The sequence below is a fragment of the Nonomuraea sediminis genome, from assembly GCF_018531495.1.
Classification (GTDB): Bacteria; Actinomycetota; Actinomycetes; order Streptosporangiales; family Streptosporangiaceae; genus Nonomuraea; species Nonomuraea sediminis.
On sequence record NZ_JAHDTI010000002.1, the window covers coordinates 333,183 to 348,374 of the forward strand.

At 72.0% G+C, this 15,192-nt stretch carries 14 protein-coding genes; 8 read left to right on the forward strand and 6 right to left on the reverse strand.

Annotation, left to right across the window (positions count from 1 at the left end; translation table 11 throughout):
• Positions 1 to 2: 2 nt before the first annotated feature.
• Together KIK09_RS09715 and KIK09_RS09720 are read left to right on the forward strand one after the other, a co-directional pair.
• On the forward strand, positions 3 to 515 hold the full coding sequence (locus KIK09_RS09715) for a GNAT family N-acetyltransferase (RefSeq protein WP_214318398.1): 513 nt from the start codon (positions 3 to 5) through the stop codon (positions 513 to 515).
• An 83-nt stretch (positions 516 to 598) separates the two neighbouring features.
• On the forward strand, positions 599 to 1,366 hold the full coding sequence (locus KIK09_RS09720; RefSeq protein ID WP_250572876.1) for a cupin domain-containing protein: 768 nt from the start codon (positions 599 to 601) through the stop codon (positions 1,364 to 1,366).
• On the opposite strand, the gene KIK09_RS57550 is transcribed toward KIK09_RS09720, so the two are convergent.
• Together KIK09_RS57550 and KIK09_RS09730 are read right to left on the reverse strand one after the other, a co-directional pair.
• The gene (locus KIK09_RS57550) at positions 1,363 to 1,914 is read right to left on the reverse strand and encodes a TetR/AcrR family transcriptional regulator (protein ID WP_308163998.1); all 552 of its coding nucleotides are present in this window, start codon (positions 1,912 to 1,914) and stop codon (positions 1,363 to 1,365) included. The genes KIK09_RS09720 and KIK09_RS57550 overlap by 4 nt on opposite strands.
• Positions 1,915 to 1,958: 44 nt before the next feature.
• Positions 1,959 to 3,272 carry a M14 family zinc carboxypeptidase gene (locus KIK09_RS09730; RefSeq protein ID WP_214318399.1) on the reverse strand — a complete coding sequence of 438 codons (1,314 nt, stop codon included), beginning with the start codon at positions 3,270 to 3,272 and terminating at the stop codon, positions 1,959 to 1,961.
• A gap of 77 nt (positions 3,273 to 3,349) precedes the next feature.
• Here KIK09_RS09730 and KIK09_RS09735 point away from each other — a divergent pair, with 77 nt between their 5' ends.
• From KIK09_RS09735 to KIK09_RS09745, 3 genes are read left to right on the forward strand one after another with little or no spacing between them, the layout of a single operon-like run.
• Positions 3,350 to 3,961 carry a TetR/AcrR family transcriptional regulator gene (locus KIK09_RS09735; RefSeq protein ID WP_214318400.1) on the forward strand — a complete coding sequence of 204 codons (612 nt, stop codon included), beginning with the start codon at positions 3,350 to 3,352 and terminating at the stop codon, positions 3,959 to 3,961.
• Positions 3,962 to 4,017: 56 nt separating this feature from the next.
• Entirely contained in the window at positions 4,018 to 5,451 is a 1,434-nt protein-coding gene (locus KIK09_RS09740) for an MFS transporter (RefSeq protein WP_214318401.1), read from the forward strand.
• A 26-nt stretch (positions 5,452 to 5,477) separates the two neighbouring features.
• On the forward strand, positions 5,478 to 6,329 hold the full coding sequence (locus KIK09_RS09745; RefSeq protein ID WP_214318402.1) for a M55 family metallopeptidase: 852 nt from the start codon (positions 5,478 to 5,480) through the stop codon (positions 6,327 to 6,329).
• On the opposite strand, the gene KIK09_RS09750 is transcribed toward KIK09_RS09745, so the two are convergent.
• On the reverse strand, positions 6,326 to 9,007 hold the full coding sequence (locus KIK09_RS09750) for an AfsR/SARP family transcriptional regulator (protein ID WP_214318403.1): 2,682 nt from the start codon (positions 9,005 to 9,007) through the stop codon (positions 6,326 to 6,328). The genes KIK09_RS09745 and KIK09_RS09750 overlap by 4 nt on opposite strands.
• 115 nt (positions 9,008 to 9,122) lie before the next feature.
• Here KIK09_RS09750 and KIK09_RS09755 point away from each other — a divergent pair, with 115 nt between their 5' ends.
• Both KIK09_RS09755 and KIK09_RS09760 read left to right on the forward strand, forming a co-directional pair.
• The gene (locus KIK09_RS09755; RefSeq protein ID WP_214318404.1) at positions 9,123 to 10,040 is read left to right on the forward strand and encodes a M23 family metallopeptidase; all 918 of its coding nucleotides are present in this window, start codon (positions 9,123 to 9,125) and stop codon (positions 10,038 to 10,040) included.
• 14 nt (positions 10,041 to 10,054) lie between these two features.
• Positions 10,055 to 11,419 (forward strand): N-acetylmuramoyl-L-alanine amidase, encoded by a 1,365-nt coding sequence (locus KIK09_RS09760; RefSeq protein WP_214318405.1) that lies wholly within the window; start codon positions 10,055 to 10,057, stop codon positions 11,417 to 11,419.
• On the opposite strand, the gene KIK09_RS09765 is transcribed toward KIK09_RS09760, so the two are convergent.
• Positions 11,416 to 12,165, reverse strand: a complete 750-nt coding sequence (locus KIK09_RS09765; protein WP_214318406.1) for an FKBP-type peptidyl-prolyl cis-trans isomerase — start codon at positions 12,163 to 12,165, stop codon at positions 11,416 to 11,418. The two genes, KIK09_RS09760 and KIK09_RS09765, sit on opposite strands and share 4 nt — an antisense overlap.
• A 61-nt stretch (positions 12,166 to 12,226) precedes the next feature.
• On the opposite strand from KIK09_RS09765, the gene KIK09_RS09770 reads away from it, so the two are divergent.
• A complete protein-coding gene (locus KIK09_RS09770) occupies positions 12,227 to 13,273 on the forward strand; it encodes a DUF2293 domain-containing protein (protein ID WP_214318407.1) in 1,047 nt (348 codons plus the stop codon).
• Here the strand turns inward: KIK09_RS09770 and KIK09_RS09775 are convergent.
• Together KIK09_RS09775 and KIK09_RS09780 are read right to left on the reverse strand one after the other, a co-directional pair.
• Positions 13,221 to 13,757 carry an HD domain-containing protein gene (locus KIK09_RS09775; protein ID WP_214318408.1) on the reverse strand — a complete coding sequence of 179 codons (537 nt, stop codon included), beginning with the start codon at positions 13,755 to 13,757 and terminating at the stop codon, positions 13,221 to 13,223. The two genes, KIK09_RS09770 and KIK09_RS09775, sit on opposite strands and share 53 nt — an antisense overlap.
• 250 nt (positions 13,758 to 14,007) lie before the next feature.
• Positions 14,008 to 15,189, reverse strand: a complete 1,182-nt coding sequence (locus KIK09_RS09780; protein WP_214318409.1) for a kynureninase — start codon at positions 15,187 to 15,189, stop codon at positions 14,008 to 14,010.
• Positions 15,190 to 15,192: the final 3 nt, after the last annotated feature.

Genomic DNA, 15,192 nt, shown 5'->3' on the forward strand with positions numbered 1-15,192 from the left:
TCATGGAGATCTCCCTGCGCGCGGTCGCGGAAGACGACCTGGCGTTCCTCAACCGCCTGACCAACGACCCCGAGGGCGCCGGCGCGTTCGAGTGGTACGGCTGGCACGACCCGCACCGCCACCGCAGGCGCTGGGAGGACAACGGCATGCTCTCCGACGACGGCGGCGTGCTGCTGATCGTGCGCGGCGTCGAGCGGGTGGGCTTCCTGTCCTTCCGCAAGCAGGTCACCTCGCGGGTGGCCTACTGCTGGGAGATCGGGCTGATCCTGGCGCCGGAGTTCCGCGGCCAGGGGTACGGCACGCGGGCCCAGCAGCTGATGGTCCGCTACCTGTTCGACCACTCGCCGGCCAACCGGGTCCAGGCGGCCACGGAGCTGTCCAACGTGGCCGAGCAGCGGGCGCTGGAGAAGGCCGGCTTCACCCGCGAGGGCGTGATGCGCGGCGGCGGCTTCCGCGCCGGTCAGTGGCAGGACGGGGTGCTCTACGGCATCGTCCGGTCGGACCTGGACGGCTAGAGGGCTTTTGACAGGGCTTCCGGCCTTCTGCTAGTCATGAAACGGAATCGGATTCCGCATCCGTTTAAGCCAGAGGAGATCTGATGGACCGCTTCTATCTGCTGGACGAGGGACTGGGGCGCAAAGCCGGTGCGGAGAGCACGCAGGGGCGTCTCTCCCTCGTGGAGGCCCGCTCCGCGGCGCATGACGGCGCCCACGACGTGGGCGACGAGTTCGTCTACGTCATCGACGGCGAGTTGGAGGTCGGCTTCGACGGCCGGACGCACCGCCTCACCCCGGGCATGTGCGTGCTGCTGCCCCGCGGCGTCGCCCACGCCGTCGGCGAGGGCGGGCACACCCTGCGGCTGACGGCGCCCGGCGAGCCCGAGGACGGCGGGTCCGGCGGCTGGGGCGACAAGGACCGCTTCTACGTGCTCGACCAGGGCCAGGCGCGGCCAGGACGGATCCCCGTGCCGCCCGCGTTCAGCGTCAAGGCCCGCACCGAGGACACCGACGGGCTGTTCTCGCTGCTGGAGGTCACCGTGGCGCAGCCCGTGCCGCGCCACGTCCATCACGTGGCCGACGAGTGCATCTACGTGCTCGACGGTGTCCTGGACGTCGAGTTCGACGGACAGGTCCACCAGGTGGGCAAGGGGCAGTTCGTCCTGCTGCCGCACGGCGTCCCGCACGCCATCAGGCCAGGGTCGAACCCGCCGCCCCGGGTGATCCAGATCTCCTCACCCGGCGGGTGGGAGTGCGTGGTGGAGGCCCTGATCGAGCACAGGACCGAGGTGAGCAAGGGCAGGCGGTTCGATCCCGCCGCGCTGAACCGGTACACGCGCCGGTACCACGTCGCCTACGAGGAGGTCTAGGAGCGCAGCGCGTCGAGCGCGAGCCGGGTGAAGCGGCGCCAGTCGCCGCTGCCCGTCCTGATCACCGCCGCCAGTCCGCAGACGAGCATGTAGACGTCCTCGACCCCGGCGTCGGCCCTGATCACCCCCGCCTCCTGGCCGCGCTCGACCAGCGTCCCCGCGACCTCCTGCAGCGCGCTCCTGCTCTCGCCCGACGGCTCGCCGGAGCCCATGGCCGACTCGATCGCGCCGGACAGGCCGCGGTCCCTGTCGAGCACCTCGCCGATGTGGCGCAGCAGGAGTTCCAGTCCCGCGCCGGGGTCGGGGGCGGCCAGGCACTCCTGGCGGGCGAAGGCGAGGATCTCGGTGAAGCGCTGCCCCGCCGCGGCCTCGACGAGCGCCTGGCGGGTGGGGAAGTGCCGGTAGACGGTGCCGATGCCGACCTCGGCCGCCCGTGCCACGTCGGCCATCTGCACCTGGTCGCCGCGCTCGGCGAACAGCGCGCGTGCCACCTCGAGCACGCGCGCCCTGTTGCGCTCGGCGTCGGCCCGCGTCCTGCTGGATGGCACCATCGGAGGCTACCAGCGCCCGCCCGGGGCGACGCCGAGCCGGATCACGCGGGATTCTTGGCCGCTTCGGCCGCCAGCAGGGCCGCGCCGAGCTGGACGGCGGCCAGGGTGCGCAGCGGGATCGGCGTGGCGGTGAACCCGGTGTCGGCCTCGGTGAACCAGGCGTCGAAGAGCGCGCGCACGCGGGCGTGCTCCTCCCTGATGGCCGGGGTCAGGTTTCCCGCGGCGAGCTCGGCGTCCAGCAGGCGCAGGTACATCCCCAGGTACCTCAGCCGCAGGCTGTGCTTGAGCTGCTCGTTGCCGACGACCTCGGCCACGGTGGCGGGCCGGTCGGCGCCGGGGTGGTCCTCCCATTCGGAGACGAACTCGTCGTGGGTGGCGACGAAGTCCTCCACGGCGCTGCGGAACGGTGACCGTACCGTCAGCTCGGGCGCGACCTTGGCCAGCGACTCGCTCACCGTGGCGAGCAGGGCGCGCTGGTCGCCGAGGTAGGTCCTGATCACCTCGCCGTAGACCTGGTCGGTGGGAGTCTCGTCGGAGACGCGCGGGTCGGCCCAGTACGGGAGTTCGGTCACCAGGTGCAGGGCGCCGAAGCGGTCGGCGTAGTCGACGCTGCCGCCGCCGATGCCGTAGATCGCGCCGAGCTCGGCGCCGCGTGGTGTCACGTACGCGGCCGGGCCGATCTGGACCGCGCTCGGGACCTCCGGCGGGCCCATGTGCAGCGGCAGCCCCTGGCCGGCCGCCATGGCGGCCAGGTCGGCGGCCACGCCGGGCTCGTTCCTGCTGAGGTAGAAGAAGGCGCCCTGCAGTTCGCCGTTGTGCAGGGAGTAGACGAAGGCCGGGCGGACCTCGTCCATCAGCCGCATCAGCGCCTCGGTCTCCGGCAGCGTTCGGTCGAAGGTGTAGCCCTCGCCGGTCAGCGGGAACGTCCACTCGACCTGGTCGGCCTCGCACGGGCGGTAGAAGTGCTCGGCGTAGGCGCGGCGGTCGCCGGGCCGGACGTACCAGCCCTCGTTGAGCCGGGCGCCGTCGGGGTCGACACAGGGGATCAGGTGCCAGCGGTAGCCGAACTCCTCGCGCAGCCAGGCGTCGTCGATGAGCCGGCGCAGCAGGCTGCTCACGGTGAGCGCGCCGATCGGCTCGTTGGGGTGGGGGCCACCGATGATCACCGCGTCGCGGGGGCCGTTGCCGATCGTGGCAACGCGCAGCGGCTCACCCAGGCGCGAGGCGCCGATGTCGCGCAGCCGTACCAGGTCGGGGTGGGCGGCGGCGAGCTCGTCGAGCTCGGCGTGCATCTGGTCCACGGTCGGGAACGCGGCGTAGTCGGGCACCTGGCTCATGTACTTGTCGACGTCCATGCACGAAACAGTAATCTGGATTATTCTAATAATCTAGATTATGGTTCTGCCAACCTCGGAACGGAGACGTCGACGCCATGCGGTTGACCAGGGCGGAAAGCAAGGTTGCGAACAAGCGCGCGCTGATCGACGCGGCGCGCGAGATCGTCGGGAAGGAGGGAGCGCGGGCGCGGCTCGAGGACATCGCCGACCTGGCCGGGCTGACGACGGGGGCCGTCTACTCGTTGTTCGGCGGGAAGAACGGGCTGATGGTCGCGATGGTCGACGACTACGTCGGCCCGCTCGACCTGCAGCCTATCCAGGACTCCGAGCCCGGCCTCACGCTGGAGGAGGTCGTGGCCGTGATCGCCCGCCAGTACTGGCAGATGTCAGCCGATCCCGAGGCCGCCGGGCAGCTGCTGTTCGAGGTCCGCGTGATGGATCTCGTGCTGGCCGACGCCGAGCTGCTCGCCAAGCTCAACGCGGGGATCAACGCCGCGGAGGTCCAGCTCGCCGCGCACCTCACCGGCCGCGAGCACGACGGGACGCCCATCACGCGCGAGCAGGCCGTACGCCTGGCCCGTGCGCTCAAGGCGCTGCTGTCCGGCCTCGGGCAGGCCGTGGTGCTCGGCGTCCACGGCGGCTCGGAGCAGTACTTCGTCGACGTCACCCAGGCCCTGGTCACCTGGCAGGTGCTCGGCCCGGCATAGCCAGTACGCGGGTTCGGGGGAACGCGCGGACACCACCCCACCCGAAAGGCAGAACCATGCGTAGATCCGGATTCGGCGTCATCGCCGCGCCGGTGTTGTTCATCGGCGTCTTCCAGCTGATGGAGTCCATGCTGTCCCCCGCGCTCCCGCTCATCCAGCGAGATCTGGCCGCCTCCCCCGGCGAGCTCGCGTGGATCTTCACCAGTTCCCTGATCAGCTCGGCGATCGCCACCCCGGTCGTCGGCCGGCTGGCCGACGTGTACGACAAGCGCGTCCTGCTGCTGATCCTGATGGCGATCAGCAGTGCCGGAGTCCTGATCGCAGCCCTGGCCTCCAACGTGGTCGTGATGATCGCCGGCATGGCGGTCGAGGGCGTCTGGCTGGGCATGCTGCCGCTGACCGTCGGGCTGTTCCGCGACACCCTCGAACCCGAGCAGGGAGCGACCGGCAACGGCCTGGTCATCGGCGTCGCCGCCCTGGCCAGCGCGCTGGGCCTCATCCTGGCCGGACCGATCGCCTCGGCGCTCGGCTACCGGTCGCTGTTCTACCTGGCCCTGATCGGCGCGCTGGTGGCCGCGATCTGGGCCTGGATCGCGGTGCCCGCCACTCCCCGCGAGGCCTCCGGACGCGTCGACTGGGCGGGCGGGCTGCTGCTCGGCGGCGGGCTCGCCCTGCTCATGCTGGGCCTGACCGCCTCCTCGAGCTGGGGCTGGACGGCTCCCGCCACGCTCGCCCTGTTCGCGGCCGCGGCGGTGACGCTGGCCCTGTGGGCGTTCGTCGAGCTCCGCACCACCGACCCGCTCGTCGACCTGCGGCTGCTGTCCGGGCGCTCACCGGCGGGGGTGACCGCGATGGGGTTCGTGTTCGGCTTCGCCTCCTTCGGGCTGGTGGTCGCACTGCCGCTGATGCTGTCGCTGCCCGCCGCGACCGGGTACGGCCTGGGCGCCGACACCCTGTGGATCGGGATCTACATGTTCCCGCTCGGCATCGCGGGCACCCTGGTCGCGCCGCTGGTCGGGCCGATGACCAGGCTGCTCGGGCGGCGCACCGTGCTGCTGCTCGGCGGCGGGCTCGTCTCGGCCGGCACCGCCGCGCTGGCCTTCTGGCACTCCTCCCCCTGGGAGATCGTGGCCGGGGTGACGATCATGGGGCTCGGCGGCGCCATCGGCCTGACCGCCGGGCTCAATGTGGTGGCCGCCGACGTGCCCGCCGACCGGGCGGCCGGGGTCAGCGGCGTGGTCTTCGTCGCCAAGAGCGTCGGCGGCACCTTCGGGTCGCAGCTCGGCGCCATGGTGCTGGCGGCGGGCGCCGTGGCGGGGGTCCCCTCGGAGAGCAGCTTCGTCAACACCTACCTGCTCTCCGCGGTGCTCGGCCTGCTCGCCGTCGCGGTCGCCTTCGTGATCCCCGCCGCTGTACGGCAGGCCCAAAACGGCGACGCAGCTTCGGTCCCGGCGCCAAAGCCTTTGGGGACGGCGGGTGACACGCTGTGACGGACGTCCACGGAAAGGAGCAACCGGTGCGGGTCTACATCTCCATCGACATGGAGGGCGTGGGAGGCATCGCCACCATGGACCAGATCGTCCGCGGCGGCCATGGGTATCCGCGATCGCAGCGGCTGATGACCGCCGAGGCCAACGCCGCCATCGAGGGCGCGTTCGAGGCCGGCGCCGACAGCGTCCTGATCAACGACAGCCACGGCACCATGGACAACCTGCTGCACGAGGAGCTGGATCCGCGCGCCCGGCTGATCTTCGGCACGCCCAAGCTGGACTGCATGGCCGAGGGCATCTCGGCCGAACACGACGTGGCCATGTTCCTGGGCTACCACGCCGCGGCCGGCTCGCCCGGCGTGCTCTCCCACACCTACTCCTCGCACTTCTACGAGGTGCGGGTCAACGGCAGGCCGGTCTCGGAGGCCGAGGTCAACGCGCTGCAGGCCGCCGCGGTCGGGGTCCCTGTCGGGTTGCTCACCGGCGACGACGTCATCTGCGGCGTCGCGGAGAAGGCCTTCCCCGGCGTGCACACGGTCGCCGTCAAGGTCGCGCACGGCCACACCGCCGCGGACAGCCTGTCCCCCGCCGAGGCCAGGCGGTTGATCAAGGAAGCGGCGGCCGAGACCGTGCGGGGAGCCGGGGAACTGACCCCGCTCACCATGCCCGACGTGCTCGAACTCGAGATCGACATGCCCAGCACCCCCGCCGCCGAGCTGGGGGCGCAGATCCCGGGCGTGCGCAGGATCGCCGACAAGACCCTCGCCGGCACTTTCCGCACGCCCGCGGAGTTGCTGGGCTGCGTGACGGTCTGCTACCACCTCGCGGCGGAAGCCATGATCGCCCGCATGGCCCTGTTCGGCCGCCGCGCGCCCTAGGCGGGCAGGCTGCGGCGCAGGGCGCTGGCGTGTTTGAGGTAGTCACGGGCCAGGTTGGGGCGTCCCGCCGAGCGGTGCAGCTCGCCGAGCAACTGCGTGGAGGAGGCCTCGCCGCTGCGGTCGCCGAGCTCCTGGAAGATCTCCAGCGAGCGTTCGAGCCCGGCCGAGGCGGGCGCCCACTCGCCCCTGGCCGCCTGCAGCCCGGCCAGGCTCTGCATGGCGTAGGCGCCGCAGTGGCGGTCGCCGAGCGACTCGAAGATGTCCAGGGCGTGCCGGTGCAGCGCCATCGCGCCGTGCAGCCGGCCGAGCTGCACGCACACGCAGCCCTCCCGGTGCGCGTCGCCGAGTTCCTGGGCCAGGCGCATGGCCTGACCCAGCCACTGCGAGGCTTGCGCCTCGTCGCCGGACCTCAGCAGCACCCTGCCGATGGCCTGGCGGGTGAACGCCTCGCCGCTGCGGTCGTCGGCGGACATGAACATCTCCAGCGCCCGCCGGAAGTGGCCGAGCGCCTGCACCAGCCGGCCGCGGAACTGGTTGACCGCGCCGAGGCCGCAGATGGAGGTGGCCTCGGCCCGCCTGTCGCCCAGGTGGCGGAAGATCTGGCGGGAGCGGGTGAAGCCGTCGGCGGACTCGTCGTAGCGGTCCTGGTAGAGGCTGACCTGGGCGAGCCCGCGCAGCATGGCGGCCTCGCCGTACCTGTCGCCCTGGGCGCGGGCGGCCTGGAGGGCCACGCTGTGCGTCTGCCGCCAGGTGTCGAGATGGCAGTGCAGGTCCAGGTAAGGGACCATGGCCGCGGCCAGGCCCCAGGCCGACTCGGCCAGGCCCGACTCGGCGGCCACGCGCACGGCCTCGGCCAGGGCGTGATGCTCGGCCACGAACCAGGTGAGCGGGTCGGCGGTGAGGCGGTCCAGCGTCTGCTCGGGCAGCCGCCAGCGCGGCGCCCGCGCGGCGGTGAGGCTGAAGACCGTGGTGGGCAGCCTGGCCATGGCGTGCTCGGTGGTGGCGGTCCAGGCGGCCAGGACCCTGGCGAGGTCCGCGCGGGACGGGCCGCGTTCCAGCGCGTGCGTGCGGACCAGTTCGGGCACGCGGTAGCGGGGCTGGCCGACCGGGTCGGTGCCGACCAGTTCCAGTAGGTTGACGTCGACCAGGAGGTCGGTGACGTCGTCGGCGCGGTGCCTGCCGAGCGCGGCGTCCACCACCCAGCCGGGCTGGGCCTGCCCGCCGAGCAGGCCGAGCGTCCCCAGGGTGCGCACGGCCTCGTCGGGCAGGCGCAGATAGCTGCGGTCCAGGCTGGCCCGGACCTCGTCGAGTACGGCGAGCCGGTCGTCGTCCAGCCGGAGCCGCAGCACCTCAAGCGACCAGCCGGGCCTGCGGGCCAGCCGGGCGCCCACGCCGCGGATCGCCAGCGGCAGCCGCCCGCACGCCTCCACGATGGCCAGGGCGGCCTCCGGCTCGCCGGCTAATCGCTCGGCGCCGGCGATGCCGCCGAGCAGGGCCAGCGACTCGGCCTGGTCGAGCTCGCGCAGGTCGAGGTGGCAGGCCCCGGGCAGCTCGGTGATGCGCCGCCTGCTGGTCACGATCACCGCGCTGCCGTTGCCGGGCAGCAGCGGCCGCACCTGCCCGGCGTCCAGCGCGTCGTCGAGCAGGATCAGCATGGGCCGCTCGGCCAGCAGCGAGCGCAGCAGCGCGGACCGCTCGTGGCACGACTCGGGCGGTGCCGTCACGCCCAGCGCCCGCAGCGCCTCGCCCAGCAGGTCGCCCGGCTCCCGCTCGCCCAGCTCCAGGTGGAGCTGCCCGTCGGGGAACCGCTCGCGTATCGCGTGGGCGGCGTGCACGGCGAGCGCGGTCTTGCCGATCCCGGCAGGCCCGGAGATCACCGTCACCGAGAGAGCTCCCAGGAGTGCCACCAGCTCTCCGGCCCTGCCCACGAAGTCGGGCACGTCCGGCGGCAGCTGGCGGGGCACGCAGACGGGCGCGGCCACGGCCTCGTCGGTCAGGACGCTGGTGTGCGCCGCCCGCAGCTCGGCGCCCGGCTCGACGCCCAGCTCGTCCACCAGGCGGGCCCGGATGCCGGCGTAGGCCCGCAGCGCCTCGGCCTTCCTGCCGCCCGCGTGCAGGGCCAGCAGGAGGCGGGCCCACAGGTCCTCGCGGTAGGGGTGCTCGGCGAGCAGGGCACGCAGCTGGGTCACCGCGCCCGCGTGGTCGCCGGATCCCAGCAGCTGGCCGATCAGGGCCTCCGCCGCGGCCAGCCGTACCTCCTGCACGGGGCCCAGGCGGCGGTCCCAGAGCGGCTGGTCGGGCAGGTCGGACAGCGGCGCCCCGCGCCAGAGCGCCAGCGCCTCGGCGTAGGAGCCCGTGGCGACGAGCTCCTCGAAGGCGAGCAGGTCGAGCGCGCCCGCGGGCACGTCGATGGCGTAGCCGGAGCCGTCGCCGCGCAGGAACCCGCCGCCCAGGTCGGCGCGGAGCGAGCTGACATAGGTGCGCAGGTTGGCCTGGGCGGAGCGGGGCGGGTGCCCGGGCCAGAGCACCTCGACGAGGCTGTCGGCGTTGACCACGTGCCCTGCCTCGAGCAGCAACGTGGCCAGGAGTAACCGCGGCTTCCTTCCGGAGATCCGGACGGGTAGCCCCAGCTCAGACCGCACTTCCAACGGCCCGAGCACACCAAAAGTGACCGTCATGACCGCATCAGCTCCTCAATGGAGGCCTGACAGCTCTTTGTATCGGTTCTGGACGATTCTTGTGCGGCTAATGCCGACCCTGGTCTCAGGGATCCCAGCCGAAAGGATCATTCCCATGAGGCTCATCGGAGCAACGGTCCTCACCCTGTTACTCAGCCTCGGTTCCGCCACAGCCGCCTACGCCGACCCGCAGCCGGACCCCGCCACGGACTCGGCGACCTCGGACTCGGCACAGACATTGGCCGCCCCCGCCTTCCAGATGCCCTTCCCCTGTGGTCAGACGTGGACGGGTGACTCCGACGACAGCAGCGCGCACCAGTCCTGGGAGATCGACTGGAACCGCGGCAGCACCCCCGACGCCGACCTCGGCGACCCGGTCGTGGCAGCCGCGGGCGGCACGGTGGTCATCGCCACCAACCAGGGCTCGGTCAACGGCTACGGCAATCTGATCAAGATCGACCACGGCGGTGGGTGGACCAGCTACTACGCCCACCTGCAGACCATGCGGGTCAGCATCGGCCAGACCGTCTCGCAGGGCCAGCTCATCGGCAACGTCGGCAACACCAGCAAGCCGGGCAACAACATCTCGCCCCACCTGCACTACGAGGTACGGCTCGGCACCAACTACCCGGCCAACATCCAGAAGGCCGTCTTCAACGGCGTGACGTACGGGTACCCGGACCAGACGCTGACCTCACGCAACTGCGGCAACCCCTACAGCCCCGAGCAGGTCTGCGGCACCGGCTACAAAGTGATCGACTCCGCGGCGCTCGGCAGCGACGGCGCCGTCTACCTGCTGTACAACAGCGGCAACGGCAACAACTGCGTGACCACGCTGAAGTCCAAGTCCCTCGGCACGGCCACCGCCACCACCGCCTACCTGGAACCCCAGGGCGGGACGCGCGTGACCGACTCAGGCAACTTCAGCTATTACGCCGGCCCTGTCTACGTCAACGCCCCCGGCAAGTGTGTCAGGTGGGGCGGCAAGGCCGGTGCCTCCAGCTACGACTCACCTTTCGAACACTGCGGATGAAGCGAGCACTCCCGATGAAGCGCCTTGCCACCATCGCCGTCGCCGGCCTGCTCCTGCTGGCCGGACAGACCGCCCACGCCACCACTCTCGCCGAGGCCTTCGACAAGGCGGCGAGCACCTACGACGTGCCGCGTGACCTGCTGGTCGCGCTGGCCTACGCCGAGACCCACCTGGACGGCCACGCGGGCAAGCCCTCCGCCAGCGGCGGCTACGGCATCATGCACCTGGTCAGGCAGCGTTCCCTGGACCAGGCGGCCAAGCTGACCGGCCAGTCCGCGCAGGCGCTCAGGACCGACGACGCGGCCAACGTGCTGGGCGGCGCCGCCGTCCTGCGCGCCCAGGCCGACCGGCTCGGCCTTGCGGCCGACGCCCGCAAGGACCCGGCCCGCTGGTACGGCGCCGTCGCCGCGTACGGCGGGGCCGCGCAGAAGACCACCGCCAAGATCTACGCCGACGCGGTGTACGAGACCCTGGCCAAGGGCGTGCACGCGCGCGGCGTGGACGCGACGGCGCAGGCCGTCCAGCCCGACACCTCCGGCTACGACCAGGTCAGCCCGCTCGCGGCAGCCACCGACTACCCGGGCGCGCTGTGGGCGCCGGCCAGCACCGCCAACTACGCGGTGTCCAACCGGCCGACCAGCGACCCGATCAACCTGATCATCATCCACGTCACCCAGGGCTCCTACGCCGGGACGATCTCCTGGTTCCAGAACCCGGCGGCCCAGGTGTCGGCGCACTACGTGATCCGCTCCTCCGACGGCCAGATCACCCAGATGGTGCGGGAGAAGGACCGGGCCTGGCACGCGGGCAACAGCGACTACAACCACCGTTCCGTCGGGATCGAGCACGAGGGCTATGTCTCGGACGCCTCCTGGTTCACCGACCAGATGTACCGGGCCTCGGCGGCGCTGACCCGCAACATCGCCGACCGCTACGGCATCCCGAAGGACCGCGACCACATCATCGGCCACTACCAGGTGCCCGGTAGCGACCACACCGACCCGGGGCCGTACTGGGACTGGGCCAAGTACATGAGCTACGTGACCGGTAGCGGCAACCCCTACACCGCCCAGCAGGTCTGCGGCAGCGGCTTCAGCGTGATCGACTCCCAGGCGCTGGGCACGGCCGCCACGGTCTACCTGCTGTACAACTCAGGCACCGGGCAGAACTGCGTGGCCACGATCAAGCAGTCGTCGCTGGGGACGGCCACGGCGACGAGCGCCTTCCTGGAGCCCCAGGGCGGGACGCGGGTGACCGACTCGGGCAACTTCACCTACTACGCGGGCCCGGTCAAGGTTGCCGCGCCCGGCAAGTGCGTCAAGTGGGGCGGCTCGGCCGGTTCGGCCAGCTACGAGAGCCCCTTCGAGCACTGCGGTTAGAGCCTGTCGATCACGTCGATCACGTAACCGGCGCCAGGGGTGCGCACCGCCACCCGGCTGCCGACGCGCTGCCCGGCCAGGGCTTCGACCCAGCCGGGCGGCACGGCCCCTGGCGCCAGCACGACCGCGGTGGGCCCTTTGGGACGCTCCACCGCGCGACCGGAGACGACGGCGTACTGGACCACGATCCGGCTGCCGCGCGTCACCAGCGGCCCCGACCCGCCGATCAGCGTCGTGACCGGAGCCTTCAGATCGCCGGGCAGGTCGGTCAGATCCTGGCCGACCAGGCGGGCGTCCGGCGGGTAGCCGCCCAGCACGTCGAAGACGGCCACCACGATCTCCGCCCCCGCCGAGCCCGCCACCTGCGACGCGGGGCCGACCAGCAGCACCCTGCTGCCCGCAGGCCGCCCCGTCAGCGCCTCACGCCACCACCGCGACGCGCTGCCCAGATCGACCCCCGCGGGCCTGCCGGCTCCGTAGGTGCTCAGGTACGGCAGGCCGTCCGACCACCGCCTGATCTCCACATCGGCCAGCACCACGTCACCCGGCAACGTCGCGCGCCCGCGCCCCAGCGACACCACAGTCACCCGCGGCAGGGAATCCGGCGTGGCCCGGGGGATGCTGATCTCCGGCCGGGTGCCGAACGCCCCCGACACCGCGGGAACCGTGTCGCCCGTGACCAGGCCGCACGAGGTGAGCAGGGCGAGCACGGTCAGCGCGACGGCGATCCCGGATCTTTCCCGCATATGCCCAGACGCTAGTTCGATCATGAGCGCGGGGCACGGAGGCTGAGGCAAGCTAGAGGGCGTGAGCCGGTCAAACCTCGCACGCAGGGTCGCGGACGCAGCAGAGATCGCGCTCGCCGCGCGCAAGTACGTGACGTTCATCGACGTGGTCACCGGCCTGCGCTGGCTGCACACCCGGCACGTCGACACCTGGCGGCAGGGCCGCGCGGGCACGCTGGCGGAGCTGGCCGCCGTCGACGAGGACCGCCTGCTGACCACCGCGGCGCTGCTGCGCGAGTGGGCGGAGGCCAAGGGCCTGCGCCCGGCCGAGACGCCGTACGTCTCCGGCAGCCGCGACCGCCGCCCGCTGCGCTTCACCTCGGCCCCCGACCAGGCGCCCTTCCAGACGCACTGGCTCTCCCCTGACCTCACCGAGGCCCGGGTGCGGCAGCTCGCCGAGCGCCACAGCAAGGCCCCGGACCTGGTCGCGGTCTCCCCGCTGAAGGAATGGGCCTGCGCCGAGTGCGGCGGCACCGGCGACTTCCTGATCATGGAGGATGACCGGTCGCTCTGCCTGACCTGCGCCGACCTGGACCACCTGGCCTTCCTGCCCGCGGGCAACGCGGCGCTGAGCCGCCGGGCCAAGAAGGAGAGCGGCCTGTCGGCGGTGGTCGTCCAGTACAACCGGCGGCGCAAGGTCTACCAGCGCCTGGGGATCCTGGTGGAGGAGGGCGCGCTGGCCCGCGCCGAGGAGCAGTGCCTGGCCGACGAGGAGATCCGCCTGCGCAGGCGCGATCGCGACCGGGAGCGCAGGGCCGAGCAGGACGTGGAGTACCAGGCCAGGTTCGCCGCCGAGATCGCCCGGCTCTTCCCCGGTTGCCCGCCCCGCCGGGCAGAGGAGATCGCCGCGCACGCCGGCCAGCGCGGCAGCGGCAGGGTCGGCCGCACGGCCGCCGCCAAGGTCCTCGACGAGAACGCCATCACCCTGGCCGTCGTCGCCTCCATCCGCCACCTGGACACCGACTACGACGAACTACTCATGGCAGGGGTGCCCAGGATGGAGGCCCGCGACCGGATCAGGGACCGGATCGACGCACAGCTGCGGCGTTTCCGGCAACCGCCTCGATAACCGGCCGCCACCCGGTCAGGTCCGCGAGCGCCAGCCCGACCACCTTCCCGAGGTCGTCGGCCCGCCGCAGCCTCACCGCGTCCATCCCGTACGGCGAGGCCGCGAACGCCTCCGCCTCGGCGGGCGACATCGCCCCGCCCTGCAGCTCGAGTGTCCTGGCCGACTCCGGCGACAGCCCGCGCCCGGGCTCGGTGGCGGCCAGGTAGCGCTTGGCCTCCACGTGCAGCCCCACCAGCGCCGCCACCCGCTCGCCGAGCAGCGGCTCGACCGCCTCGGCCGCGGCGGCGGCGTGTCCCGCCTCGTCGCCCGGGCTGAGCAGGTGCCCGATGTCGTGCACCAGCCCGGCCACCTGCAGCTCCAGGTCGTCGGGGTGTCGGCGGCGCAGCACGGCGGCCACCTGGAGGCCGTGGTCCAGGATCGGCACCGGGTCGCCGGTCCTGTCGGGGGTGTCCCAGGCGTCCTCGCACCTGGCCAGGACGTCCATCAGATCTAGCGAGGGGACTGCCGGGTTTACCCGGCAGGGGAACCGCTTCCTTGATACGGTTTCGTTGTTCGAAACGGGCAGGGCTTGTCCGTCGCCTACCTCAGCCGAGGGAAGCGAGAAGCCGCTCCCTTCAGGGAGCGGAGGAGTCACGAGTTCGTCGACCGTCACTGCACCACTCTGGGGTAGTTGGCGGCATGCCGTACAGGGGTCTGTTTCGATAGCGGCTATCGCATGAGCGGCTGGACGGGCGTTAGGTGACCGCCAGCCGCTGGGCGTATTTCTCGTCGCGCCACAGCTCCTTCTCCAGCACCTCGTCCAGGATCGTGGCGGCGTCGAAGACGTCCACGTAGCGGGTGTAGAGCGGCGCGAAGCCGAAGCGCAGGATGTCGGGCGCGCGGAAGTCACCGTGCACGCCGCGGTCGATCAGCGCGCGCATCACCGGGTAGCCGTCGGGGTGGTAGAAGCTGACCTGGCTGCCGCGCCGCAGCGGGTCGCGCGGTGAGGCCAGCTCCAGCCTGTCGCCCACCAGGTCCACGAACAGCGAGGTCAGCGCGATGCTCTTGGCCCTGATCTGATCCATCGGCACCCGCTCCCACACGTCCAGTGCCGCCTCGAGCGCGGCGAAGGACAGCACGTGCGGCGTGCTGACAGTGAACCGCCTGATTCCCTCGGCCGGGCTGAACCCGGTCTGGAAGGCGAACGGCTCGGCGTGGGAGTACCAGCCGGGCAGCACGTTGCGCGCCTCGGCCTGGTGGCGCGGGTTGACGTACAGGAAGGCGGGCGCGCCGGGGCCGCCGTTGAGGTACTTGTAGGTGCAGCCGACGGCGAAGTCGGCGGCCGAGACGTCCACCTGCATGGCGCCGACGCTGTGGCAGACGTCCCACACCATGAGCGCGCCCGCGGCCTGCACGCGGGCGGTGATCTCCGGCACGTCGTAGCGGGCGCCGGTGCGGTAGTCGACCTCCGACAGCAGCACCACGGCCGCGTCGTCGAAGCGGCCCTCGCTGAAGTCCCTGACCTCGTATCCGGGCAGGCTCGCGACCATGTAGTTGTCGGTGGGGAAGTTGGACCTGTCGAGCACGATCACCCGCCGGTCGGGGCGCAGCCCGACGGCCGCCGACACCGCCTGGTAGACCGCGATCGAGGTGGTGTTGCCCACCACGACCTGGCCGGGTCCCGCGCCGATGAGCGGAGCAAGCCGATCGCCCACGGTCAGCGGCTGGGCGTACCAGCCGCTCTCGTTCCACCCGCCGACCAGGTGGGTGCCCCACTCGTCCTCGACGGCCTGCCGTACCCGCTCGGCGGCGCGGCGCGGCGGGGCGCCCAGGGAGTTGCCCACGAGGTAGACGACCCCCTCGGGCAGCACGAACTCGTCCCTGAAGGCGCGCAGGGGGTCCTCTGCGTCGAGGGCTAGGCAGCGGTCGCGGTCCAACGT

Coding starts and splice junctions, on each gene's coding strand:
- KIK09_RS09720 (WP_250572876.1), top strand. CDS start 599: ATGGACCGCTTCTATCTGCTGGACGAGGGACTGGGGCGCAAAGCCGGT.
- KIK09_RS09735 (WP_214318400.1), top strand. CDS start 3,350: ATGCGGTTGACCAGGGCGGAAAGCAAGGTTGCGAACAAGCGCGCGCTG.
- KIK09_RS09730 (WP_214318399.1), bottom strand. CDS start 3,272: ATGGACGTCGACAAGTACATGAGCCAGGTGCCCGACTACGCCGCGTTC.
- KIK09_RS09765 (WP_214318406.1), bottom strand. CDS start 12,165: ATGCGGGAAAGATCCGGGATCGCCGTCGCGCTGACCGTGCTCGCCCTG.
- KIK09_RS09740 (WP_214318401.1), top strand. CDS start 4,018: ATGCGTAGATCCGGATTCGGCGTCATCGCCGCGCCGGTGTTGTTCATC.
- KIK09_RS09750 (WP_214318403.1), bottom strand. CDS start 9,007: ATGACGGTCACTTTTGGTGTGCTCGGGCCGTTGGAAGTGCGGTCTGAG.
- KIK09_RS09715 (WP_214318398.1), top strand. CDS start 3: ATGGAGATCTCCCTGCGCGCGGTCGCGGAAGACGACCTGGCGTTCCTC.
- KIK09_RS09775 (WP_214318408.1), bottom strand. CDS start 13,757: ATGGACGTCCTGGCCAGGTGCGAGGACGCCTGGGACACCCCCGACAGG.
- KIK09_RS09755 (WP_214318404.1), top strand. CDS start 9,123: ATGAGGCTCATCGGAGCAACGGTCCTCACCCTGTTACTCAGCCTCGGT.
- KIK09_RS09760 (WP_214318405.1), top strand. CDS start 10,055: ATGAAGCGCCTTGCCACCATCGCCGTCGCCGGCCTGCTCCTGCTGGCC.